The organism is Bradyrhizobium sp. STM 3561 (assembly GCF_045571455.1).
Classification (GTDB): Bacteria; Pseudomonadota; Alphaproteobacteria; order Rhizobiales; family Xanthobacteraceae; genus Bradyrhizobium; species Bradyrhizobium vignae.
The window spans coordinates 2,160,384-2,181,911 of sequence record NZ_CP120695.1 but is presented as its reverse complement, the minus strand read 5'-3'; the positions used below and the strand labels follow the sequence as shown (position 1 = coordinate 2,181,911).

Genomic DNA, 21,528 nt, shown 5'->3' with positions numbered 1-21,528 from the left:
GTTCGGAATGCGAACATTTGTTATGCTCTATCCCGTTGGTAGGATCCAGCTGCCGCCGCGTCAAGGGCAGCTGTCATGGCGGGCATTCGAGGATGGCAAAGGCTGAGAACAAGGCCGCAAAGCGTAAACCTGAATCCACACCGAAAAATCCAAAGAATTACGTCGCTTCCGTCGGCAAGGCGTTCGCCGTGCTCAAGAGTTTCACCAGCGAGGCCTTCGAGCTCACCCTGAGTGAGATTGCCGCACGGGCAGATCTCGATCGCGGAACCGCGTTCCGGCTGATCCAGACCCTGATCGAGCTCGGATATCTCCAGGCGGTTCCGCAGAGCCGCCGATTCCGCCTCGGCGTCGCCTGCCTCGATCTCGGCTACACTGTGCTGTCGCACGGATCCTTACGGACCATCGTCGAGCCGCTGCTGCGCGAGCTCGTGCCTGCGGTGGGCGATGCGGCTTCGCTCGGCATCCTCGACGGCGGCGACGTGGTCTATCTTGCCCGCGTCGGTGCCGGCCTCGATCGCCACAAGATGGATCGCCGGCCGGGCACGCGCATCCCCGCCTACAGCGCCGCGCTCGGCCACGTCATGCTGGCGCATCTGGCGCGCGACGAGCAGATCGCGCGGCTCGAGTTGCGCCCCCGCCTAAAGCTGTCGGAGCGAACGCTCACCGACCTCGATGCCCTGCTCGCCCGGCTCGATCAGGTCAAGAAGAAAGGCCATGCCGTCTCCGACGGCGAGAACGCCTATGGCCTGCGCACGCTGGCAACGCCGATCTTCGACGCGCAAGGTCTGGTGATCGCCGGATTGAGCGTCACCGTCGATGCGATGCGGATGGACATGGCGGCCTTCCGCGATCAGGCGCTGCCGCGGCTGGTGCAGGTGACGAGCCAGGCGCAGGATCTCGCGATCAAGTCGGGATTGTCGAGCTGAGCGCGGTCGCGGCGCCTAGATCACGAGACGGTCGAAGTCGGCAGCGATCCGGCTGTTCGGAAATATCCTTGTCGCCTCCGCCAGGATCTCCTCGTCTTCGTAGCGCCCTGACATATGGGTCAGCACGAGCTGGCCGACATTATTCGCGGCCGCGAAGGAAGCGGCCTCCGCCGCTGTGAGATGGCCGTAATTCCGCGCGGTCGGCGCGTCGCGATCGAGGAACGTCGCCTCGATCACCATCATGTTGGCGTCGGCTACGTATGGGGACAGCCCCTCGGTGGTCTCGATGTCGCCGATCACGACGAGCCTCCTTCCGCGGCTCGGGGGGCCGAGCACGTCTTCCGGATCGATGGTTCGGCTGGCAAGCACGATCGGTCGGCCCGCGGCCAACTCGCCGCGCAAGGGACAGTCGGGGACACCCAGCGCTACGAGGCGATCAGGCCGAAGATGACGGCGCGCGGGGCTTTGGAAGACGAAACCAAAACTGTCGGTGTCGCGATGGCGGACCGGAAAACAGTCAATGGTGAATTCATCGGCATCGATGACCCGTCCCGCGCTCAGCGGTGCGAACTTGACCGCGATCGGCGCCCTGCCCGCGCCCCACAGGCCTGCGAGCATTCGGATGACGATGTCGAGCGTTCCTGCCCGCCGTGAATTGTCATCGCGTCGGAGGTCTGCCGCAAGCCCAGCGTCGAGAACAGGCCGGGGATCCCGAGCACGTGATCGAGATGCGCGTGCGTCAGCAGGATGCGGTCGAGCCGACGAAAGCCGGCGCCGCTGCGCAGCAACTGGCGCTGCGTGCCCTCGCCGCAATCAATCAGGACACGCTTGCCTGCGGGTTCCACGAGGAGCGCCGGATGGTTGCGCTCCGCTGAGGGAACGCTCGCCGATGTCCCGAGAAATGTCAGCGCGAACATGGTCGCTGCAAATCCAAGAGAGGCGCCGAGGCGGCGCGCAAGATGAGGTCCGGCGAGGCTATTCGGACCTGTCGGCCGACTGCGCCTCGACCGCCTGCACGGCGACGCTCGCGACCTGCCGCAGCGCTTCGCGATCGGCGCCCGAAGACGCCATCACGCCCATGCCGACCGACACCGCCGAGACGTAGCGCGCGAGCGCGGCGGGATCGGCGCTTTCCTTGAGATCGCCCTCCGCCTTTGCGCGGACGAAACGGTCGCGAAGCTGGTCCTCGTTCTGGGCACGGCGGGCGGCGAGCTCGAAGGGGACGTTCTCGGAGCCGGTGCCGCAGGCGATGCCGCCTTGCACCAGCAGGCAGCCCGGCGGATTGGCGGGATCGGTCTGTTTTTCGGCGATGCCCATCAGCATCCGCTCGGCGACGGCGCGGGCGGTCGGCGCTGCCACCACCTCGTCCATCCAGGCGCCGCGCAGCTTGGTGTACCGATCGAGCGCGGCCTTCAACAAGCCTTCCTTGTTGCCGAAGCAGGCATAGAGGCTGGGCGGATTGATACCCATGGCCTCCGTGAGCTGGGCGATCGTCGCGCCCTCATAGCCATGGCGCCAAAACACTTCCATCGCCTGATCCAACGCCATTTCGGCGTCGAATTCGCGGGGGCGTCCCATGCCCATGTACCTACCTCCTCGGAATTCAGGTTCTGCCTAAGGCTTAACGCCGGATCCTAACTATTTGTTCTAATTCTACTTTCCTAGTGCCTTCCAATTCTTGCGGTATCGCGCTACAATTTTCTTAGCGAACGGTACATAAGTATCTTGCGCTGCGGTATCCAGCTCCACATCTGTAGCGAACACTACATATCTGGAGCGCGCAAATGCACCCCTCCCAAAATACCTCCCGCACCGGCCGTTTCCGCCGCCTTCTGAGTGGCGTTGCCATCGTGGGCGCCCTCGCCGCGGCCGGCTCGATCGCCACCGGCCGCTATTTTCATGCCGCGCAAGCGACCGCACCGGCCGCGGCTGAACAAGCTGTCTCCGTCACAGTCGCGATGATCGAGCCACGGCAGACCGTGCTGTGGGACGATTTCTCCGGCCGGCTCGAGGCCATCAACCGCGTCGAGCTCCGCCCACGCGTCGCGCGTGCGATCCTGTCGGCAAACTTCACCGAAGGCGCGCTGGTGAAGGCCGGCGACGTGCTGTTCAAGATTGATCCCGCCCCTTATGCGGCCGAGGTCGACAAGGCTGCGGCCCAGCTCGAGGCTGCGAAAGCCCGCGTCGTTTTCACCCAGAGCGAGCTCGAGCGCGGCGCGCAGCTCGTCGGCAATGCCGTGGTCACCCGGCGCGACTACGACCAGCGCGACAATGCCCATCGTGAAGCCATCGCCAACGTCAAGGCGGCCGAGGCGACGCTGCAGACGGCAAAGCTCAATCTCGACTACACCGAGGTGCGCGCACCCGTGGATGGCCGCGTCGGCAAGATCGAGGTCACCGTCGGCAATCTCGTCGCCGCCGGCACCGCATCCCCGGTCTTGACCTCGCTGGTCTCGGTCAATCCGATCTACGCCTCGTTCGATGCGGATGAAGAGGTCGTGCTGCGCGCGCTGAACTCGATCGCAGATAGCGCCGGCCGGCGCGGCAAGCTTGACCAGATCCCGGTCGAGATGACGACCTCGGGCGGCTTGTCCGCGAAGGGCCACATCCAGCTCATCGACAACCAGGTCAACGGCCAGAGCGGCACCATCCGCGTCCGCGCGGTATTCAAGAACGATGACGGCCGCCTCATCCCCGGCCAGTTCGCCCGCGTGCGCATGGGCCAGCCGAAGCAACAGGCGCTGGTGATGATCGACGAGCGCGCGATCGGCACCGACCAGGACAAGAAGTTCGTGATGGCGGTGGGCGATGACAATCGCGCCGTCTACCGGCCGGTTACCCTCGGTGGCGCCGTCGACGGGCTTCGTATCGTCACCTCGGGCCTGAAGTCCGGCGACCGCATCGTCGTCAACGGCCTGCAGCGCGTGCGTCCCGGCGCCCTCCTCAAGACGGAGATCGCGCAGATGGGCGCGCGGGGGCCGCAGCAGGCGTCCAACCACAGCAACCAGGACGTGGTGCAACGCTAGTGCTTTCCGTCATCCCGGGGCGCGCGTAGCGCGAACCCGGGATCGAAGTTACGAAACTCCGATCACTTCACCTCTGGATTCCGGATTCGCGCGCAACGCGCGCGCCCCGGAACGACGGTGAGGCGGCCAGAGATCGGAATGATATTGCCCAGGGGCAAGGCCATGAATCTCTCAAAATTCTTCATCGATCGTCCGATTTTCGCCGGCGTGCTGTCGGTCCTGATTTTCCTCGCCGGCCTGATCTCGCTGTTCGCGATGCCGATCTCGGAATATCCGGACGTGGTGCCGCCCTCCGTCGTGGTGCGCGCGACCTATCCCGGCGCCAACCCCAAGGTGATCGCGGAGACGGTGGCGACACCGATCGAAGAGCAGATCAACGGCGTTGAGAATATGCTCTACATGTCGAGCCAGGCGACCACCGATGGCGCCATGACGCTGACGGTGACGTTCCGCCTCGGCACCGACCCCGACAAGGCCACGCAGCTGGTGCAAAACCGCGTGCAGCAGGCCGAGCCGCGCCTGCCCAATGTGGTGCGCCAGCTCGGTATCATCACCAAGAAGTCGTCGCCCGACCTCACCATGGTGGTGCATCTGTTGTCGCCGAACGGCCGCTACGACATGACGTATTTGCGCAACTATGCCGTGCTCAACGTCAAGGACCGGCTGGCGCGGATCGATGGCGTCGGCGACGTCCAGCTCTACGGCGCCGGCGACTATTCGATGCGGGTCTGGGTCGATCCGCAGAAGGCGGCCGAGCATGGGCTGACCGCGAGCGACATCGTGCGGGCGATCCAGGCGCAGAACGTCGAGGCCGCCGCTGGCGTCGTCGGCTCTTCCCCAAACATCAAAGGCATTGATCTTCAGCTCTCGGTCAATGCGGAAGGCCGGCTCGCAAACGAGGAGCAGTTCGGCGACATCGTGGTCAAGACCGGCGCACGCGGCGAAGTGGTGCGGCTGCGCGACGTCGCACGCATCGAGCTTGGCGCGTCCGAGTACGGCCTGCGCTCGCTGCTCGACAACAAGCAGGCGGTGGCAATCCCGATCTTCCAGGCGCCCGGCTCCAACGCGCTGCAGATTTCCGACCACGTCCGCGCCACCATGGCCGAGATCAAGAAGAACATGCCGGAAGGCGTGTCCTACCAGATCGTCTACGATCCCACCCAGTTCGTGCGCTCCTCGATCGAGGCCGTCATCCACACGCTGCTGGAGGCGATCGCGCTGGTGGTGCTGGTCGTGATCCTGTTCCTGCAGACCTGGCGGGCCTCGATCATTCCCCTTCTCGCCGTGCCCGTGTCGATCGTCGGCACGTTTGCGGTGATGCACGTGTTCGGCTTCTCGATCAACGCGCTCAGCTTGTTCGGCCTCGTGCTCGCAATCGGCATCGTCGTCGACGATGCCATCGTCGTGGTCGAAAATGTCGAGCGCAATATCGAGGCCGGGCTGTCGCCGCGGGATGCCACCTATCAGGCCATGCGCGAGGTGTCGGGTCCGATCATCGCGATCGCGCTGGTGCTGATCGCGGTGTTCGTGCCGCTCGCCTTCATCTCCGGTCTCACCGGGCAGTTCTACAAGCAGTTCGCGCTGACGATCGCGATTTCGACGGTCATCTCCGCCATCAACTCGTTGACGCTGTCACCGGCACTGTCGGCGCTGCTGCTCAAGGGCCATGACGAGCCGAAGGACAAGCTGACGATCGTCATGGAAAAGAGCCTTGGCTGGTTCTTCCGCCGCTTCAATCGGGCGTTCACCTACTCGTCGGAGAGTTACAGCGGCACCATTACCAAGGTGATCTCGGGCAAGGCCGCGGTGATGGGCCTCTATGTGGGGCTGGTCGGCCTCACTGCCCTGCTGTTCCAGCAGGTGCCGAGCGGCTTCGTGCCGGGACAGGACAAGCAATACCTCGTCGGCTTCGCTCGCCTGCCCGATGGCGCCACGCTCGACCGTACCGAAGAAGTCATCCGCAAGATGAGCGACATCGCGCTGACCCAGCCCGGCGTCGAGAGCTCGGTGGCCTTTCCAGGCCTGTCGATCTCCGGCTTCACCAATTCCTCCAATGCCGGCATCGTGTTCTCGACGCTGAAGCCGTTCGACGAACGCAAGGATCCCTCGCTCAGCGGGCCAGCGATCGCGGCCGAGCTGAACAAGAAATATGCCGGCATCCAGGAGGCGTTCATCGCCATGTTCCCGCCTCCGCCGGTCAACGGCCTCGGCACCATCGGCGGCTTCAAGCTGCAGATCGAGGACCGCGCCGGCCTCGGCTATGACGCCTTGAACGAAGCCACCAAGGCGTTCATGGCGGCGATGCAGAAGGCGCCGGAGATCGCCGGCGTGTTCTCGAGCTTCCAGGTCAACGTGCCCCAGCTCTTCGCCGACATCGACCGCACCAAGGCGCTCCAGCTTGGCGTGCCCGTGACTGAAGTATTCAACACACTGCAGATCTACCTCGGGTCCTACTACGTCAACGACTTCAACAAGTTTGGCCGCACCTACTCCGTCCGGGTCCAGGCTGACGCGCCGTTCCGCGCCCGCGCCGACGACATCAGGCAGTTGAAAGTGCGCTCGTCCTCAGGCGACATGGTGCCGCTGTCGGCGCTGCTCAAGATCCGCCAGAGCGCAGGACCAGAGCGCGCGATCCGCTACAACGGCTTCCTGTCATCCGACATAAACGCGGCGGCAGCCCCCGGCTTTTCGTCGGGCCAGGCACAAGAAGCCGCGACGCGGATTGCCGCGGAGGTGCTGCCGCCCGGCTTTGCCTTCGAATGGACTGACCTGACCTATCAAGAGTTCATCGCCGGCAATTCAGGCATCTGGGTATTCCCGCTGGCAATCCTGCTGGTGTTCCTCGTGCTGGCCGCGCTCTATGAGAGCCTGACCCTGCCGCTCTCGATCATCATGATCGTGCCGATGGGCCTGCTCGCTGCGATGTTCGGCGTCTGGATCTCGAAGGGCGACAACAACGTCTTCACCCAGATCGGCCTCATCGTGCTCGTCGGCCTCTCCGCCAAGAACGCGATCCTGATCGTCGAATTCGCGCGCGAGCTCGAGTTTGCGGGGCGCACGCCGATCCGGGCCGCGATCGAAGCCAGCCGGCTGCGACTGCGCCCGATCCTGATGACGTCGATGGCGTTCATCATGGGCGTGCTGCCGCTGGTGCTCTCGACGGGCGCAGGCTCGGAGATGCGGCGCGCCATGGGCGTCGCCGTGTTCTCCGGCATGATCGGTGTCACCGTGTTCGGCCTGTTCCTGACACCGGTGTTCTATGTGTTGCTCAGAACCGTCACCGGCATGAAGCCGCTGACGCATCACGGCAGCGACATCAGCGCGGCGCCGGTTCAGGGGCTCGCCGAATGATTCAACGCGAGTCCCGCCGCGGTACGATGGCGATGGGAGTAAAGGTGTAAACTTCCTCGCCGTTCTGGTTGAGCATGGTCCATTTGACCAGCGCGATACCCTGAGGCTTCGACTTGGACGGCGTCAGGCTCATAACCTCGCCGACCAGATGCAGACGATCATTGGGCCGCACCGGCATCGTCCAGCGCAGGCCATCGACACCGGCGCCAATCAGCGGATGCGGACCGAACGGGCGGGTCTGGATCGCGAGGTTCATGGCGATCGCGGCGGTGTGCCATCCCGAGGCAGCAAGCCCCTTGAACAGGGTCGTCTTGGCGGCCTCATCGTCGAGATGCATCGGCTGCGGATCGAACTCGGCAGCGAAGCGCTTGATGTCGGCCTCGGTGACCAGAACTTCGGGGGACTTGAACCGCATTCCGACGGTGAGATCGTCGAACCACTCGACCTGCGCCATGATTTTGCCTCGCAATATGATGCGCCGCTCCCGAGGAGACGGCTTAAATGGCCCTGAGCGATAGCGGGATATAGCGGGCCCGCAGCGCACAAACCAGCGCAGGGTTCCGCGCGAAACCCCTTTCCCGATGCGACGAAACACGCCTGAAACAGATGGCCAGTTAAGTGGTTGTCAAAACAAATACAGGGACGGCCACCATGCAATTCATCCTGGACCTGATCTACGAATATTCCTGCTGCCAAAATCTTGTCGCCCAGCCGCTACTGGAGGACGAGCTATGATTGAGCTGATCTCAGCCCTGCTCGCGCTTTGCAGCATCGGCATCTTCGCGGCGCATGCGCTGGACGCCTACCGCACCACGCACTCCTGACCGCCTCGCCCTTACCCGCGCTAGAAAGGCCGTCGGTAGAAGTGCTCGGAATGCGTGGCCGGCGGAAACCGGTTGGCGAGCGCAAGCGCTCCCTTCTCGTCAGTCTCGAGCGCGATCTTCTGCGCCAGCATCACGTCGCCCGGCACCAGGAAGCCTGACGGGACGAAGCACCACCCCATCGTCGCGTGCCCTTCAACATCGATCTCATGGACGTTGGCGGCCGTGCCGTAATGGATGCGATAGGTCCTGCCGGTGTCGCAGCCGACGACGTCGAAATACCGGTGCTGCTCGAACTGCGCGCGCTGCGCCGGCGTCAGCCATTCGGCCAGAAGCCGGCGGCCGCGGGCATCCGGCGTGTTCTCGCCGAAGAAGCGGCGATAGAGTTCACGCAGCGCATGCAAACGCGCACGCGCCGGTGCGCGAAGCCAAACTGCCGCGATCATGAGCAGCTCAGATCAGCCGCCGACCAGGCGGGGATAGAACAACGTTTCCTGCGCGGTCGGATCGAACGATCTGATACGGGTGACTTCGCCGGGCCCGGTTCGAAGCGCGGCGGTGAAGCCGGCTCCGGTCAGCTCCCGAAAGCGCCGTTCGGCTCGCGCCAGCGCTTCGGCATTGCCAGGATCAAACTCGTGGCGCGTATCGCCCGTCTGGTCCATCACGATCTGGGTAGCCATATTGAGTCTCCTCATGCCCAGCCCTGAACTTGATAAAAGCAAACCTCGTGCCGCCGGTTCCCAATGGCAACAACTTTCTCGCGTCGGCGCATCACGCCTTGCTGAGCAACCTTCAGCGCGATGAGATCGTCATCGCGCTTTAGGTTATTGTTTCAGCATGATCTTTTCGAAAAAGCCGCGCAACACTTTTCGCTAACGCGGCCCTTCGGGTCTGGATCATACTCTAGCGCGAGGCTGCGGCGCCCCCACCCTCGTCGATCTGCCGGCCCATCAGCGCGATTGCCTTCTGATAGACGCCTGCGGCATTCCAAGCCTCGATGGCAGCGAAATTCGGCTCGCCCGGCTGGTACCCGGCTCCCGCGCGCCAGCCATGCGCTTTGAGAAAATTCGCTGTCGAGCTCAGCGCATTCGCAGCAACGTCGAGATTGCCAGTGCCGTAGGCCAAAATGTTCTTGGGCATGAACTGGGTCTGGCCGACCTCGCCATGCATGGAGCCGCGGGTCGATCCCGACAGCGTGCCGCGGTCGATCAGCTTCAAGGCGGCGTAGAGCTGGTCCGTAAAGAATTCGGGACGGCGGCAATCATACGCGAGGGTCGCGATCGACGACAGCATGTTCTGGTTGCCGCGCTGACTGCCGAAGCCGGTCTCCATGCCCCAGATCGCGATCAGCGGCCCGGGCGGGACGCCATAGCGCTGCTGGATCGAGGCGAACAAGGCGGCCTGCGACTGCTTGAGCTGCCGGCCCTTGGCGACGATGGTGGTGGCGCCACGCTTGGCCAGGAACTGATCGAGCGTCAGCGAAAAGCTGCGCTGGCCGCGGTCGGCCGCAATGGTCGCGCTGGCGTAATTGGTCTGCATCAGCGCCGACAGTGCGGTGGGGCCGATGCCCTTGCCCTGCGCCTCCGCGCTGAACTCGCGCTTCCAGGCCTCGAAGCCGGCCGGCGAGCTGCCGCATTGCGCCGCTTCGGCGGAGGATGCCAGGCAGCCGAGCAGCGTCATGGCGCCCAAAACCGCTCCCGCAACAGTCCCGCCCCTCATCATACCCAGTCTCCCGTCCTGTACCGCTCGGCGGCGCAATCTTACCCGGTGGAACGCGCCGACTCCATGGCCTGATGATAGGACAATTCGAGGCCTTCCAGATTGCCCTCCTTGCGCCATCTGTCGAGCAGCCGCAGGAATGCCACGGGCCCGCGCCAATATTGGCTGTTTCTTGCCGCGATCGGATCGAATACGCCTTCGTTGTTGTAGTAGCCCGGCGTACATTCGGCGAGATAGGTCTGCCGGCCGAGTGCGGCCTTGACGACCTCGTCCACCCAGGCGTTCTCGGCGGCAAGCGTCGGCTCCAGGGTGCGCGCCTTGCGCTCGCGGGCCTGCTTGATGACATAGGCGATGTGCCGCGACTGCTCGTCGATGATGTGCGGGAAGTTGGCGCTCTGTCCGGCTTGCACAGTGACGATCAGGAAGCAGTTCGGGAAGCCGCGGCTGTAGAAGCCGTGCAGCGTCTTGACGCCGTCGCGCCAGCGCTGGGACAGGCTGATGCCGTCCCGGCCATAGACCTCGAAGCCCATGCGGCGCGCGTAATCGGTGCCGACCTCGAAACCGCTGGCATAGATCAGGCAGTCGAGCTCATAGGCTTTGCCGCCGACCACGACAGCGTTCTCCGTGATGCGCTCGACGCCCTGCCCTCTGGTATCCACGAGATGCACGTTGGGGCGATTGAACGTGTCGAGATATTCGTCGTGGAAGCACGGCCGCTTGCAGAATGCCTTGTACCAGGGCTTGAGCGCGGAAGCGGTCGCCTCGTCCGTCACCACGGCATCGACGCGGGCGCGGATCTCCTCCATCTTGCGGTAGTCCGCCTGCTCGATGACCTGCAGCGCCTCCTCCATCGAGGTCACCGGCTGCTTCTGGCGGCGCGGCGCCAGCAGGATCTCGCCGAGCAGGCCGGTCCAGCCGTCCTGCACCAGATCCTGTTCGAACGGCTCGCCTGAAATCACGGACGTAAAATTATCCATGCGTTCGCGCTGCCAGCCTGGCTTGAGGTTCTGCGCCCAGGCCGGATCCGTTGGCCGGTCGTCGCGAACACCGATCGCGGACGGCGTGCGCTGAAAGACATAGAGCTCCTTCGCCGAACGGCCGAGGTGCGGCACGCATTGCACGGCGGTTGCGCCGGTGCCGATGATGCCGACGCGCTTGTCGGCAAGACCGGTCAGGCCACCATCGGCATTGCCGCCGGTGTAGTCGTAGTCCCAACGACTGGTGTGGAAGCTGTGCCCCTTGAACGTCTCTATGCCGGGAATGCCCGGCAGCTTCGGACGGCTCAGCGGTCCTCCGGCAAGAATGACGAAGCGTGCGCGGATCTGGTCGCCCCGATCGGTCTCGACCAGCCAGCGCGCCTCCTGCTCCTGCCACGTCATCCGCGAGATGACGGTCTGAAACAGTGCGCGCTCGTAGAGCCCGAAATGACGGCCGATGCGGCGCGAGTGCTCGTAGATCTCCGGCGCCCGGGCGTATTTGCGCACCGGCATGTAGCCTGTCTCTTCCAGGAGCGGCAGATAGATATAGCTCTCGGTATCGCAGGCAGCGCCGGGGTAACGATTCCAGTACCAGGTGCCGCCGAAGTCGGCGGCCTTTTCCACGATGCGAAAATCCGCGATGCCGGCCTCGCGCAATCGTGCGCCACACAACAGACCACCGAAGCCGCCGCCGACGATGAGCACTTCGGTCGCTTCGCTGATGGCTGGCCGCGCAAAGCCGGGATCGGCCCAGGGGTCGTCGAGATACCGGCTGAACTCGCCTGTGACCTCGACATATTGCGCCTTGCCCTCCCCGCGCAGGCGACGATCGCGCTCGTCGCGGTAGCGGGCACGGAGAGCGGAAACGTCGACCATAGATGCGTCGGTTGTATCGATCTTGTGTCTTTCCGCTGACATCCATCTCCTCCACCGCAAAGGCTGCTTCGCCGGCAGCTCACCTCACGTTAGCCTCGAAAAAGCGCTGCATGCAATCGCGCTCGCTGTTTTTTGCGTGAAGGCTCCGCGACGTTCCGCTAACCTTCCGCGCAAATCAAAAATCTGCGCCACGCAACGACGCGGCATCTGGAGGAGACCATGCAGGGATTGATGATGGACATGCCGCTTCTGATCAGCGGCCTGATCCAATATGCGGCCGACTATCACGGCGAAGCCGAGATCGTCGCGCGCGAGATCGAGGGCGACATCCATCGCTACACCTACGCGGACGCCCATCCGCGCATCAAGCGCATGGCGCTCGCGTTGAAGCGGCTTGGCATGAATCCCGGCGACCGCGTCGGCACGCTGGCCTGGAATACGCACCGGCATTTCGAGATGTTCTACGCCGCGCCGGGCATGAGCTATGTACTGCACACCATCAACCCGCGCCTGTTTCCCGAGCAGCTCGTCTACATCATCAACCACGCCGAAGATCGCCTGCTGTTCATCGACCGTGCCACGCTGCCGATCGTCGAGGCCATCGCGCCGCAGCTCGAGACGATCGAGGCCTATGTCGTGATGTCCTCGCGCGAGCGGATGCCGGACACGAAGCTCGCGAACGTGCATTGTTACGAAGAGCTTCTGGAGAAGGAGAACGACACCGGCTTTGCCTGGCCGGAATTCGACGAAAAATCCGCCTCGACGATCTGCTACACCTCGGGCACCACCGGCAATCCCAAGGGCGTGATCTACTCGCACCGCGCCGCGATCCTGCAGACCATGACCTGCTGCAGTTTCGACTTCCTACCGGGCCACGTCGAAGGCGTGCGCGAGGTTATGATGCCGATGGCGCCGCTGTTCCACGGCAATGGCTGGAACATGCCGTTCACCGCGCCCTACACCGGCTCGAAGCTGGTGCTGCCCGGCCGCAACTACGAGCCCGACAAGCTCTATGAATTGCTCGAGGGCGAGAAGGTGACACTCTCGGCGGGCGTGCCGAGCTTCTGGCTGATCCTGCTCGACTGGCTTGGGCGCACCGGCAACAAATTCTCCGCGCTCCGCGCGACGCTGTCGTCGGGCTCCGCCCCGCCCCGCGCGATGGTCGAGAAGCTCAAGCGCGAGTACAATGTCGATTACATCCAGGCCTGGGGCATGACCGAGGCCTTGGGCTGCTCGATGCCGAGCCTCCGGCCTGGCTCGGAACATCTGAGCGACAAGGAGAAATTCGATCGGCGCCAAGTCTCGGGGCGCGCCTGTTTCGGCACCGCCTTGCGCATCGTCGACGATGCCGGCGTTGAGCTGCCGCGCGATGGCAAGACCGTCGGCCATCTGCGCGCCCGTGGGCCCTGGGTCGCCTCCGGCTACATGAAGCTCGACGAGGGCCTCGACCGCGACGGCTGGCTGATCACCGGCGACATGGCCGTGATCGACGGCCAAGGCCACGTCACGCTGACCGACCGCTCCAAGGACGTGATCAAGTCCGGCGGCGAATGGATCTCCTCGATCCAGCTCGAGGACATTGCGCTGTCCCATCCCGACGTGCTGCAAGCGGCTGTGGTCGCGATCACACACGAGAAATGGCAGGAGCGCCCGCTCCTCCTCGTCGTCCGCAAGAAGGGCGCGACCGTCGACGGCAAGACGCTGCTCGACCACATGCGTCCGAAGATCGCGAGCTGGTGGCTGCCGGACGCCGTCGAATTCCTCGATGAATTCCCGATGACCGGCACCGGCAAGGTGCTGAAATCCGCGCTGCGCGAGAGATTTAGGGAGTATCGCGTCACATGAAGCGGCCCGCGATCGCGTCCGTGCCGCCCATCGATCAAGGAGACCAAAGATGCTCTACCCGATGTCGCCCAAAGTCATCGAGCTCAAGCGCAGGCTCGAAAGCTTCATGGACCGGCACATCTATCCGAACGAGGAGCGGTTCTATCGCGAGGCCGAAGAGCTCGGGCCGTGGAAGGTCTATCCGGTCATCGAGGAGCTGAAGCCGCTGGCGCGCGCCGAGGGGCTGTGGAATCTGTTCCTGCCCGAGAGCAATCACGGCGCGGGTCTTTCCAATCTCGAATACGCGCCGCTCTGCGAGGTGATGGGCCGCTCGCATCTCGCACCGGAGGTGTTCAACTGCTCGGCACCCGACACCGGCAACATGGAGGTACTGGAGCGCTACGGCTCGGAGCAGGACAAGGAGCGCTGGCTGAAGCCACTGCTTGCAGGCGAGATCCGCTCCTGCTTCGCCATGACCGAGCCGGCGGTCGCATCATCCGATGCGACCAACATCGAAAGCTCGATCGTGCGCGACGGCGACCATTACGTCATCAACGGCCGCAAATGGTACACGACCAACGCGACCGACCCTCGCTGCAAGATCTGCATCTTCATGGGCAAGACCGACCCAGACAATCCGGATCGTCATAAGCAGCAATCCATGATCCTGGTGCCGATGGACACGCCGGGTATCGAGGTGAAACGTCCCCTGCCCGTGTTCGGCTTCTACGGCGTGCCGGACCGCGCTTCCGAAGTGATCTTCACAAATGTACGCGTGCCCAAAGAGAACATGCTGCTCGGCGAAGGCCGCGGTTTCGAGATCGCGCAGGGCCGCCTCGGGCCCGGCCGCATCCATCATTGCATGCGCCTGATCGGCCTTGCCGAACGCACGCTTGAGAAGATGTGCCGGCGCGTGCGCAGCCGGGTTGCCTTCGGCAAGCCGGTCTCGGAGCAGACGGTGACGCAGGAGCGCATTGCGGAAGCCCGCATCATGATCGAGCAGGCGCGGCTGCTCACGCTGAATGCGGCCCACGCGATGGACACGGTCGGCAACAAGGTCGCGAAGGCCGAGATCGCCATGATCAAGGTTGCCGTACCCAACATTGCCTGCCAGATCATCGACTGGGCAATCCAGGCCCATGGCGGCGGCGGCACCTCAAACGATTTCGGACTGACCCAAGCTTACGCCACCGCGCGTCTGCTGCGTCTTGCCGACGGGCCGGATGAGGTTCACCGGAACCAGATCGCGCGATTCGAACTGAAGAAGTATTCGAACGCTTAAGCAGAGCGCTCTTCCTTCGCCTCAGTTCGCCACATACACATCGGGATCGGCGCTGGAGCTCGGTTTCTTGAACGCGTTGCGCAAGGCTGATGACATCGGGACGTTGTAGTTGAGGCCGTTCGGCGGTGTCGGCGATTGCAGCCATTTCTTGTAGAGGACCTCGATCTCCGGGCTGGCATAAAGCTCCGCGGTTGCGCGATCGGCGAGCGCCTTGAATGGAGCGTCCTCTCGCCGCAGCATGATGCCGTAGGGCTCCGGTTTGGAGAACGCCTCCTCGCTGATCATGAATGCTTGCGGCTCCTTCGACCGCGCGATCGCAACCGCAAGCTGGACGTCGTCGAGTGCGTAGGCCTGGGCGCGGTCGGTCTCCAGCAACAGGAAGGCCTCGGCCTGGTCCTTGGCCGGCATGATGTTGATGCCGAGGTTGCGGTCGGTGTTGACCTTGGCGAGTTGCGTCAGATTCACAGATCCCGCGACCGCCGTCACCGCCTTGCCCTTGAGATCGTCGATGGTGTTGATCTTGGCGGCCTTCTTGGCGGCAAACCGCGTCGCGCTGAGGAAATGCGTGTTGGTGAAAGCGACCTGCTTCTGGCGGTCGGCGTTGTTGGTGGTCGCCGAGCAATGCAGGTCGAGCGTGCCGTTGACCATTAAGGGGATCCGGTTCGACGAGGTCACGGCGAGATAATCGACTGCGATGTCGGGCATGCCGAGCTGCTTCTTCACGGCATCGACGATCCTGAGGCAGATGTCCATCGCGAAGCCGACCGGCTTCTGGTTGCCGTCGAAATAGCTGAATGGCACCGAGGCTTCCTGATAGCCTAACGTGATCTTCTTGGTCTCCTTGACCTTCTGGAGCGTGCCCGTGAGGTCTTCGGCTGAAGCTGCGCCCGCAAGACATGTCAGGGCCAGGAGAATGGTAGGTAGGCGCATCAGGGACTCCTCGAACGGACTGGTGTCGAACTATCTAGGAGCTGATAGCCTACAGGTCCGTCAAGCGCCAGACGCGGCTGCGTCTACCAGCCATCGCTCTTTGATATACATTCCGTGATATACATTCCGTCGCGGCGCCGTTCGGCATGTCACTCGCAGGTCAGCTGCTGTTCGAACCAGCCCTCCAGTCGCTGTGACAGCGGCGGCCACACACGCTGGAAGCTGTGGAGCTTGCCGACATTGGCGCGGTACATTGCCCGCAATTCCTGTTCGATCACCGGCAGATCGACGCCAGAACAGACCCCTTCCCTCGCGATGGTCTTGCCGGCGACGACGACCTCCTTCACAAGCGACGCATTGCCGCGCGCGAACAGCAGCGCCATCGGATCGACCGGCATGATCGCGTCGCGATCGAGCCGGTCGAGATCGATGACGACGTAGTCGGCGGGGTTGCCAGCAGCGAGTTCGCCGGTACCCGGCGCGCCGGTGGCGCGGCGCCCGTTGCGGATGGCGAGTGCAAACATTTCGGCCGGTGTCCATGTCGCCTCGAAGCCGAGGCCGCCATGGACCATCAGCACCAGCCGCATTTCGCGGAGGATATCGTCATCCTCATCCAGCGCCAGCCCGTCGACGCCGACAGTGATGGGGCAGCCGCATTTGTGGGCGCCCGGGATCGGGGCGAGGCCGGAGCGCAGATGCATATTCGAGCTGAAGTTAGTGACGATGCGTGCGCCGGAGGCTGCGATCATCTCCAGCTCGTCCGGGCGGGCGTGGACGCAATGCGCCAGCGTCAGCCGCTCGGAGAGGAAGCCAACGTCGCGCAGCCAACGCACCATATCGGGAAAATTCTGGTCGGCCCAGGCACGCTGGTACACCGTTTCCAGGAGGTGCATGTGAATGCGGCGGCCGGTCCGCGCGGAGTTCTCGGCCACCGCTTCCAGCAGCGGCTTCGAGCACCATTGCACGCCGGCGGGCCCGAGTTGCACGTCGACCATCGGGCCGGCGATGGCGGCGGCAATGGCGTCGGTCAGCTCGATATAAGCCTTGGGCGAGATCGGCGTGCGAACGAAGAGATCCTCGATGGTCTTGCGGTCCTCCCTGGGAAGTCCCGAGAGCACCGGCTCGGCATCACCATAGACGATCGGGTTGCGGTCACGCACGGCCATCGCAAACGCGATGCGGATGCCGACGTCGGACGCAGCTTTCGCGACGGCCTTGGCCTCGTCGACCAACGGCATCGTCCCGCTCGGGCGGGTGTAGTGGACCATCATGGCCGCGCAGCCTGCCTTGGCGGAACGGGCCAACGCAGAGGCTGCCGTCAGATAGGGATCGACTGGTGAGCCCAATGCGGTCCGCAGGATCCAGCTTTCCAGGGGCATGCCGACGGCGCCGAAGGACGACGCTGTGGCGCGGGCATGATCATGGGCGTTGACGAAGGCCGGGATGACGAAGGAGCGAGGCCCCGGTCCCGCTCCTTCCGAGATATCGGTGATGACGCCCCGGTCGTGCCGCAGCACGACATTGTCGCTGACGCCGCGGTCAGGGTCACGGAACAGGCTGGTTGCCGCAATCTGCGTGACCATGGCTGTCCCTCCGAAATCAGTTGGCAGTATACACCAGCTCCCGCTCCGCGCGCGGTGGCAGGAATTCGCGTGAGAACACTTCTGCCGGCGTCGGCGCGCGGGCGAGCTGATAGCCCTCGACCACAATGCCGATGGCGCGTGTCATGCGGTCGTCCTTGATGTCGCCGATGCCGATCTCCCTCATCTCCGGCGAGACGATCAGCTTCTCGAAGGAATATTGCAGCCGGCGCTTCTCGACATCGGCATTAATGAGGTTGTCGTAGTTCAGCGCCGCCTTCATTCCGGCGTTCTGGTCCTTGGCAACCGCGATCGCGCCCTTGTTGATGGCGCGCACCAGGCCCGCTACGGCCTTCGGGTTCGAGGCGATCAGCTTGCGGGAGACCATCACGCCGTTCGAATAGAGATCGAGGCCGTACTCACCGAACGAGAACCATTTGAAGTCCTTCTCCGGATCCTGGCGGTTGAGCACCAGGTTGAAATAGCTGGTGATATTGAAGACCAGGGCGGCATCGATATCGCCCTTGATCAGCATCGGCTCCTGCAGATTCGGCGCCATGTTGGAGATCTTGATCTTTTCACCGTCGAGCCCATTCTTGCGCGTGAACACCGGCAGAAGGCGCGTCGTCGGCGTGCCCTGCGCGCCGCCGAGCGTGTGGCCTTCGAAATCCTTGATGGTGTTGATGCCACTGGTCTTCTTGGCGACGATGGCGAACGGCGGCTGATTCCACATCATGTAGACCATCACCGGCGCCTCCTGCGGCTTGGTCGAGGCGTTCTGGATGATGGCATTGACGTCGCCGAAGCCGGCGTCATAGGCGCCGGACATCACGCGCGTGACGGTGGCGCCGGAGCCCTCGCCCTGGTCGATGACGACGTTGAGGCCCTCTTCCTTGAAGAAACCGTGGTCCTTGGCATAGAAGAATGCGGCGTCGCTGCCCTGGGTTTTCCAGCCCAGTGTGAACTTGATCGTGGTTTCCTCCGCCGTAGCGGCGCCTGCGGACAGCGCCAATCCCACCAGCGCCGCACTTAACATCCTCAACATCGAGACCTCCTCAGCTTCGTTGCGTGACGGTTCAAGAATTCAGGTGGCGATCACGTCGTTCTTGCGCGTGGCCCAGCCGGTGACCTGGCCCTCGATCAGCGAGAACACGACGTAGAGCGCGACGCCGAGGCCGGCGAGCACGAACAGGCCGGCGAACACCAGCGGCACGTTGAAGTTGGAGGACGCGGTCATCATGACGTTGCCGATGCCGCGGTTGGAGGCGACCGTTTCCGACAGCACTGCACCGACGAAAGCGTAGGAGATCGCGACCTTCAGCGAAGCGAAGAAGAACGGCATGGTCCTGGGCAGACCGACATTCCAGAGGATGTCGAGCTTGCTGGCGCCGAGCGCCTTCAAGACGTCCTCGAGCTCGGGCTCGGTGGTCGCAAGGCCTGTCGCGATATTGACGACGATCGGGAAGAAGCAGATCGACAGCGCGGTCAGCACCGCCGGCAGCGTGCCGGAGCCGAACCACAGGACGAAGATCGGCACGACAGCGACCTTGGGGATCGAGGAGAAGCCGATCAGGAGCGGATAGCAGGTGTCATAGGCCGTCTTGGAGACGCCGATGATCGCGCCGAGGGCGACACCGAGCGCGACGCCGAGGACGAAGCCGAACATGGTGGTGGCGAGCGTCTGCACGATGTGCGGCCACAGCACCGGGAAACGCTGGACCAGCGTCACGAACACCTGCGAGGGCCGCGGCAACACCAGGTCGGACATGCCGGTCATCAGGCAGAACAGCTCCCAGGCGAGGAAGAACAGCACGATCAGCCCCGCCGACCACGCCTTCTGCCTGACATCGATCCCGAACATCAGCCTGCCCCCTGCACAGCTGCGCTGCGCGCATCTTCGATGAAGGCGCGCAGCTTCTGGTTCAGCGCGACGAAATCCGGCTCGAAGGTCATCGCGACCGTGCGCGGCCGCGCGAACCCGACGCGGCTGTCGTCGAGGATGCGGCCGGGGCGCGCGCTCATCACGCAGATGCGGCTGGCGAGGAAACCGGCCTCGCGCAGATCGTGAGTGACCAGCAGCACGGTCGGCTTGTGCGTCATCCAGAGGGTCTGAAGGATCGCCCACAGTTCCTCGCGGGTGAACTGGTCGAGCGCGCCGAAAGGCTCATCCAGCAGCAGCATGCGTGGCTCGTGGATCAGCGCGCGGCAGAGATTGGCGCGCTGGAGCATGCCGCCGGAGAGTTGCCAGGGATAACGGCTGCCGAACCCCTTGAGGCCGACCTGCTCCAGCAGCGCGTTGGCCTTGTCGCGAAACTCGGTCTTGCGCAGCCTGCGGAAATTCGAGCGGAACGGCTCGACGATCTTCAGCGGCAGCATGATATTCCGCTCGATCGTCATCCACGGCAGCATGGTCGGGTTCTGGAAGGCCATGCCGACTCGCATCGCCCGCGCCGCCACCTCGCGGCCGCCGACGATGACGACGCCGCTGGTCGGCTGCACCAAGCCACTGACGAGACGCAAAATGGTCGACTTGCCGCATCCGGACGGGCCGACCAGTGCGACAAACTCGCCGTCAGCGATTTTCAGCGTGGTCTTCGATAGAGCCGGCACGGCGCGGTCGCCGCGCCCGAAGGTCACGGACGCTTCCGACAGCTCGATAGCAGTCGCGGCGGCGCCTTCGGGACGGGGCTGGCGGTCAAGCTGGGTCTTGGGTTGCATGCGCATCACGGTCAAAGTGCATGCAAGCCAGATGCCAGAGATCGGCGCCCGCGAATTCAATGACCTCGCCAAAACCTGCGCCAAATCACCGGATTCGATTTGGGCAGCGCGGGCCCCAAACTGCATGCAATTCGAGCGCTGAATTGACGCGAGCCTATGCTAAAGAGAGATCTCACCTCGTATGGGATTCGCCGATGCCGGCGCGCGCGAGCAGCAGGACTTCTGAATCATCGGACAAGGTCAGCGTGATCTGCCGCGCGTTGCGGCGCGCCATCATCGAGCAGGCGCTGGAGCCCGGCGCAAAGCTGCCCGAGGACGCGCTCGGCGAGCGCTTTGGCGTCAGCCGCACCATTGCCCGCCACGCGCTGGGCCAACTCGCCGCCGAAGGTCTCGTCGAGCTCCGCCGCAACCGGATCGCGGTGGTGGCGACGCCGAGCTGGCAGGAGGCGCGCGACGCATTCGACATCCGCATCGAGCTCGAACGTCTCGTCGTGCGTCAGCTCGCGGGCAAGCTGACCAAGGCGCAGATCGCCGAGCTGAACGCCCATGTCGACGCCGAGGATCGCGCCCGCGGCGGCACGGATGCGGTCTCGATCCGGCTCGCGACCGAATTCCACATCCTGCTCGCGCACATGACGAACAGCCCGATCCTGGTGCGCTATGTCAGCGAGGTCGCCTATCGCTGCTGCCTGACGCTGTCGCTCTACAGCCGGCCGCATTCCACCGAATGCGCCATCAACGAGCATCGCGCCATCATATCAGCGCTGGCCAAGGGCGACGCGGCCAAGGTGATGGAACTGATGCATCATCACCTCGATTCCGTGGCCAATCGCGCGCTGGTCGCTCCGACTCCGCAGCGCGGCCGTGATCTGCTCGATATTCTGGCGCCCTATGCCGACGAGGTGACGAGCGACCGCGTCGTCAAGCTGCCGAAAATCGCGCGGAGGGGCTAAGCCTCGATGCCGCGCTGAACGAGGATGCGCTCGGCGCTGTCATTCCAGACATCCATCTTGACGATCTGCCCGCTCCGGACGACGAAGCGGTCGACATAGCGGTTGCCCTCGAACGGCGTACCGTCCATCCATTCGCCGTAGAGCGTGCCGACACTGTAGACGACGGTCTCCTCCGCACCGGAGCAGACGTCGAAGCGGTCCATCTTCTTCTTGACCCAGCGATAGCGTTTCGCATTGAAGCCGGTCGGCCCACGCGGATGATCGAACTCGCGTCCGCCGGTGAACGTGATCACCGTCCCCGGCTTCATGTAAGCCACCGCTGCGTCGGGATCGGGTATCATCGAAGCCGTGAGATAGGCCTCCACGATTTCGGCGTCGGTCATCGGACGTTCGGCTTTGGCGGGCACGGACATGGCGGGTTCTCCAGAGTGCCGGCATTCTACAATTCAGCCCTCAAAGTGCATGCATATTTTTTGAACAATCCGCCACCCCGACTGCACACATTCTGGAGCTGCCTGCTGCCACGGCTTCCGCTAGGCTGCCGC

Annotated in this window: 18 protein-coding genes and 1 pseudogene; 6 read left to right on the top strand and 13 right to left on the bottom strand. The window is 63.9% G+C overall.

The window, feature by feature from the left end:
• Positions 1–92 precede the first annotated feature (92 nt).
• Positions 93–926, top strand: coding sequence for an IclR family transcriptional regulator (locus P6U28_RS09935; protein ID WP_122403771.1), 834 nt, complete (start codon positions 93–95; stop codon positions 924–926).
• A gap of 15 nt (positions 927–941) precedes the next feature.
• Here the strand turns inward: P6U28_RS09935 and P6U28_RS09930 are convergent.
• Positions 942–1,843: pseudogene (locus tag P6U28_RS09930) on the bottom strand (ribonuclease Z).
• A gap of 58 nt (positions 1,844–1,901) precedes the next feature.
• On the bottom strand, positions 1,902–2,510 hold the full coding sequence (locus P6U28_RS09925) for a TetR/AcrR family transcriptional regulator (protein ID WP_122403772.1): 609 nt from the start codon (positions 2,508–2,510) through the stop codon (positions 1,902–1,904).
• A 200-nt stretch (positions 2,511–2,710) separates the two neighbouring features.
• On the opposite strand from P6U28_RS09925, the gene P6U28_RS09920 reads away from it, so the two are divergent.
• Together P6U28_RS09920 and P6U28_RS09915 are read left to right on the top strand one after the other, a co-directional pair.
• Positions 2,711–3,952: an efflux RND transporter periplasmic adaptor subunit gene (locus P6U28_RS09920; RefSeq protein WP_407122123.1), complete on the top strand. Its 1,242-nt coding sequence runs from the start codon at positions 2,711–2,713 to the stop codon at positions 3,950–3,952.
• A 162-nt stretch (positions 3,953–4,114) separates the two neighbouring features.
• Positions 4,115–7,303: an efflux RND transporter permease subunit gene (locus P6U28_RS09915; protein ID WP_122403774.1), complete on the top strand. Its 3,189-nt coding sequence runs from the start codon at positions 4,115–4,117 to the stop codon at positions 7,301–7,303.
• 1 nt (position 7,304) lies between these two features.
• Here P6U28_RS09915 and P6U28_RS09910 read toward each other — a convergent pair whose 3' ends face one another.
• The 5 genes from P6U28_RS09910 to P6U28_RS09890 all read right to left on the bottom strand — a co-directional run bounded on the left by P6U28_RS09910 (position 7,305) and on the right by P6U28_RS09890 (position 11,738).
• Positions 7,305–7,757, bottom strand: a complete 453-nt coding sequence (locus P6U28_RS09910; protein WP_122403775.1) for a MaoC family dehydratase — start codon at positions 7,755–7,757, stop codon at positions 7,305–7,307.
• 390 nt (positions 7,758–8,147) lie between these two features.
• Positions 8,148–8,570: a hypothetical protein gene (locus P6U28_RS09905; protein WP_122403776.1), complete on the bottom strand. Its 423-nt coding sequence runs from the start codon at positions 8,568–8,570 to the stop codon at positions 8,148–8,150.
• Positions 8,571–8,582: 12 nt separating this feature from the next.
• Complete coding sequence (locus P6U28_RS09900) at positions 8,583–8,804, bottom strand: hypothetical protein (RefSeq protein ID WP_007592399.1); 222 nt, start codon at positions 8,802–8,804, stop codon at positions 8,583–8,585.
• Positions 8,805–9,027: 223 nt separating this feature from the next.
• The gene (locus P6U28_RS09895; protein WP_122403777.1) at positions 9,028–9,846 is read right to left on the bottom strand and encodes a lytic transglycosylase domain-containing protein; all 819 of its coding nucleotides are present in this window, start codon (positions 9,844–9,846) and stop codon (positions 9,028–9,030) included.
• Between the two features lie 38 nt (positions 9,847–9,884).
• Positions 9,885–11,738: an NAD(P)/FAD-dependent oxidoreductase gene (locus tag P6U28_RS09890; RefSeq protein ID WP_122403778.1), complete on the bottom strand. Its 1,854-nt coding sequence runs from the start codon at positions 11,736–11,738 to the stop codon at positions 9,885–9,887.
• Between the two features lie 177 nt (positions 11,739–11,915).
• On the opposite strand from P6U28_RS09890, the gene P6U28_RS09885 reads away from it, so the two are divergent.
• Together P6U28_RS09885 and P6U28_RS09880 are read left to right on the top strand one after the other, a co-directional pair.
• Complete coding sequence (locus P6U28_RS09885; protein WP_407122119.1) at positions 11,916–13,541, top strand: long-chain fatty acid--CoA ligase; 1,626 nt, start codon at positions 11,916–11,918, stop codon at positions 13,539–13,541.
• 49 nt (positions 13,542–13,590) lie between these two features.
• On the top strand, positions 13,591–14,802 hold the full coding sequence (locus P6U28_RS09880) for an acyl-CoA dehydrogenase family protein (protein WP_407122117.1): 1,212 nt from the start codon (positions 13,591–13,593) through the stop codon (positions 14,800–14,802).
• A 21-nt stretch (positions 14,803–14,823) separates the two neighbouring features.
• On the opposite strand, the gene P6U28_RS09875 is transcribed toward P6U28_RS09880, so the two are convergent.
• The 5 genes from P6U28_RS09875 to P6U28_RS09855 form a co-directional block, all read right to left on the bottom strand.
• The gene (locus tag P6U28_RS09875; RefSeq protein WP_122403781.1) at positions 14,824–15,732 is read right to left on the bottom strand and encodes an amino acid ABC transporter substrate-binding protein; all 909 of its coding nucleotides are present in this window, start codon (positions 15,730–15,732) and stop codon (positions 14,824–14,826) included.
• Positions 15,733–15,881: 149 nt separating this feature from the next.
• Positions 15,882–17,315: an amidohydrolase family protein gene (locus tag P6U28_RS09870; RefSeq protein WP_122403782.1), complete on the bottom strand. Its 1,434-nt coding sequence runs from the start codon at positions 17,313–17,315 to the stop codon at positions 15,882–15,884.
• A 16-nt stretch (positions 17,316–17,331) separates the two neighbouring features.
• A complete protein-coding gene (locus P6U28_RS09865; RefSeq protein WP_407122115.1) occupies positions 17,332–18,357 on the bottom strand; it encodes an ABC transporter substrate-binding protein in 1,026 nt (341 codons plus the stop codon).
• Positions 18,358–18,396: 39 nt separating this feature from the next.
• A complete protein-coding gene (locus P6U28_RS09860) occupies positions 18,397–19,173 on the bottom strand; it encodes an ABC transporter permease (protein ID WP_122403784.1) in 777 nt (258 codons plus the stop codon).
• Positions 19,173–20,030, bottom strand: coding sequence for an ABC transporter ATP-binding protein (locus tag P6U28_RS09855; RefSeq protein WP_244607674.1), 858 nt, complete (start codon positions 20,028–20,030; stop codon positions 19,173–19,175). The genes P6U28_RS09860 and P6U28_RS09855 overlap by 1 nt, the downstream gene beginning before the upstream one ends.
• Before the next feature lie 194 nt (positions 20,031–20,224).
• On the opposite strand from P6U28_RS09855, the gene P6U28_RS09850 reads away from it, so the two are divergent.
• On the top strand, positions 20,225–20,983 hold the full coding sequence (locus P6U28_RS09850) for a GntR family transcriptional regulator (RefSeq protein WP_122403786.1): 759 nt from the start codon (positions 20,225–20,227) through the stop codon (positions 20,981–20,983).
• On the opposite strand, the gene P6U28_RS09845 is transcribed toward P6U28_RS09850, so the two are convergent.
• Positions 20,980–21,396 (bottom strand): nuclear transport factor 2 family protein, encoded by a 417-nt coding sequence (locus tag P6U28_RS09845; RefSeq protein WP_407122114.1) that lies wholly within the window; start codon positions 21,394–21,396, stop codon positions 20,980–20,982. The two genes, P6U28_RS09850 and P6U28_RS09845, sit on opposite strands and share 4 nt — an antisense overlap.
• Positions 21,397–21,528: the final 132 nt, after the last annotated feature.

Bases quoted from the DNA above. Each gene is read 5' to 3' on its own strand.
- P6U28_RS09935 (WP_122403771.1), top strand. From the start codon at position 93: ATGGCAAAGGCTGAGAACAAGGCCGCAAAGCGTAAACCTGAATCCACA.
- P6U28_RS09925 (WP_122403772.1), bottom strand. From the start codon at position 2,510: ATGGGCATGGGACGCCCCCGCGAATTCGACGCCGAAATGGCGTTGGAT.
- P6U28_RS09920 (WP_407122123.1), top strand. From the start codon at position 2,711: ATGCACCCCTCCCAAAATACCTCCCGCACCGGCCGTTTCCGCCGCCTT.
- P6U28_RS09915 (WP_122403774.1), top strand. From the start codon at position 4,115: ATGAATCTCTCAAAATTCTTCATCGATCGTCCGATTTTCGCCGGCGTG.
- P6U28_RS09910 (WP_122403775.1), bottom strand. From the start codon at position 7,757: ATGGCGCAGGTCGAGTGGTTCGACGATCTCACCGTCGGAATGCGGTTC.
- P6U28_RS09905 (WP_122403776.1), bottom strand. From the start codon at position 8,570: ATGATCGCGGCAGTTTGGCTTCGCGCACCGGCGCGTGCGCGTTTGCAT.
- P6U28_RS09900 (WP_007592399.1), bottom strand. From the start codon at position 8,804: ATGGCTACCCAGATCGTGATGGACCAGACGGGCGATACGCGCCACGAG.
- P6U28_RS09895 (WP_122403777.1), bottom strand. From the start codon at position 9,846: ATGATGAGGGGCGGGACTGTTGCGGGAGCGGTTTTGGGCGCCATGACG.
- P6U28_RS09890 (WP_122403778.1), bottom strand. From the start codon at position 11,738: ATGTCAGCGGAAAGACACAAGATCGATACAACCGACGCATCTATGGTC.
- P6U28_RS09885 (WP_407122119.1), top strand. From the start codon at position 11,916: ATGCAGGGATTGATGATGGACATGCCGCTTCTGATCAGCGGCCTGATC.
- P6U28_RS09880 (WP_407122117.1), top strand. From the start codon at position 13,591: ATGCTCTACCCGATGTCGCCCAAAGTCATCGAGCTCAAGCGCAGGCTC.
- P6U28_RS09875 (WP_122403781.1), bottom strand. From the start codon at position 15,732: ATGCGCCTACCTACCATTCTCCTGGCCCTGACATGTCTTGCGGGCGCA.
- P6U28_RS09870 (WP_122403782.1), bottom strand. From the start codon at position 17,315: ATGGTCACGCAGATTGCGGCAACCAGCCTGTTCCGTGACCCTGACCGC.
- P6U28_RS09865 (WP_407122115.1), bottom strand. From the start codon at position 18,357: ATGTTGAGGATGTTAAGTGCGGCGCTGGTGGGATTGGCGCTGTCCGCA.
- P6U28_RS09860 (WP_122403784.1), bottom strand. From the start codon at position 19,173: ATGTTCGGGATCGATGTCAGGCAGAAGGCGTGGTCGGCGGGGCTGATC.
- P6U28_RS09855 (WP_244607674.1), bottom strand. From the start codon at position 20,030: ATGCAACCCAAGACCCAGCTTGACCGCCAGCCCCGTCCCGAAGGCGCC.
- P6U28_RS09850 (WP_122403786.1), top strand. From the start codon at position 20,225: ATGCCGGCGCGCGCGAGCAGCAGGACTTCTGAATCATCGGACAAGGTC.
- P6U28_RS09845 (WP_407122114.1), bottom strand. From the start codon at position 21,396: ATGTCCGTGCCCGCCAAAGCCGAACGTCCGATGACCGACGCCGAAATC.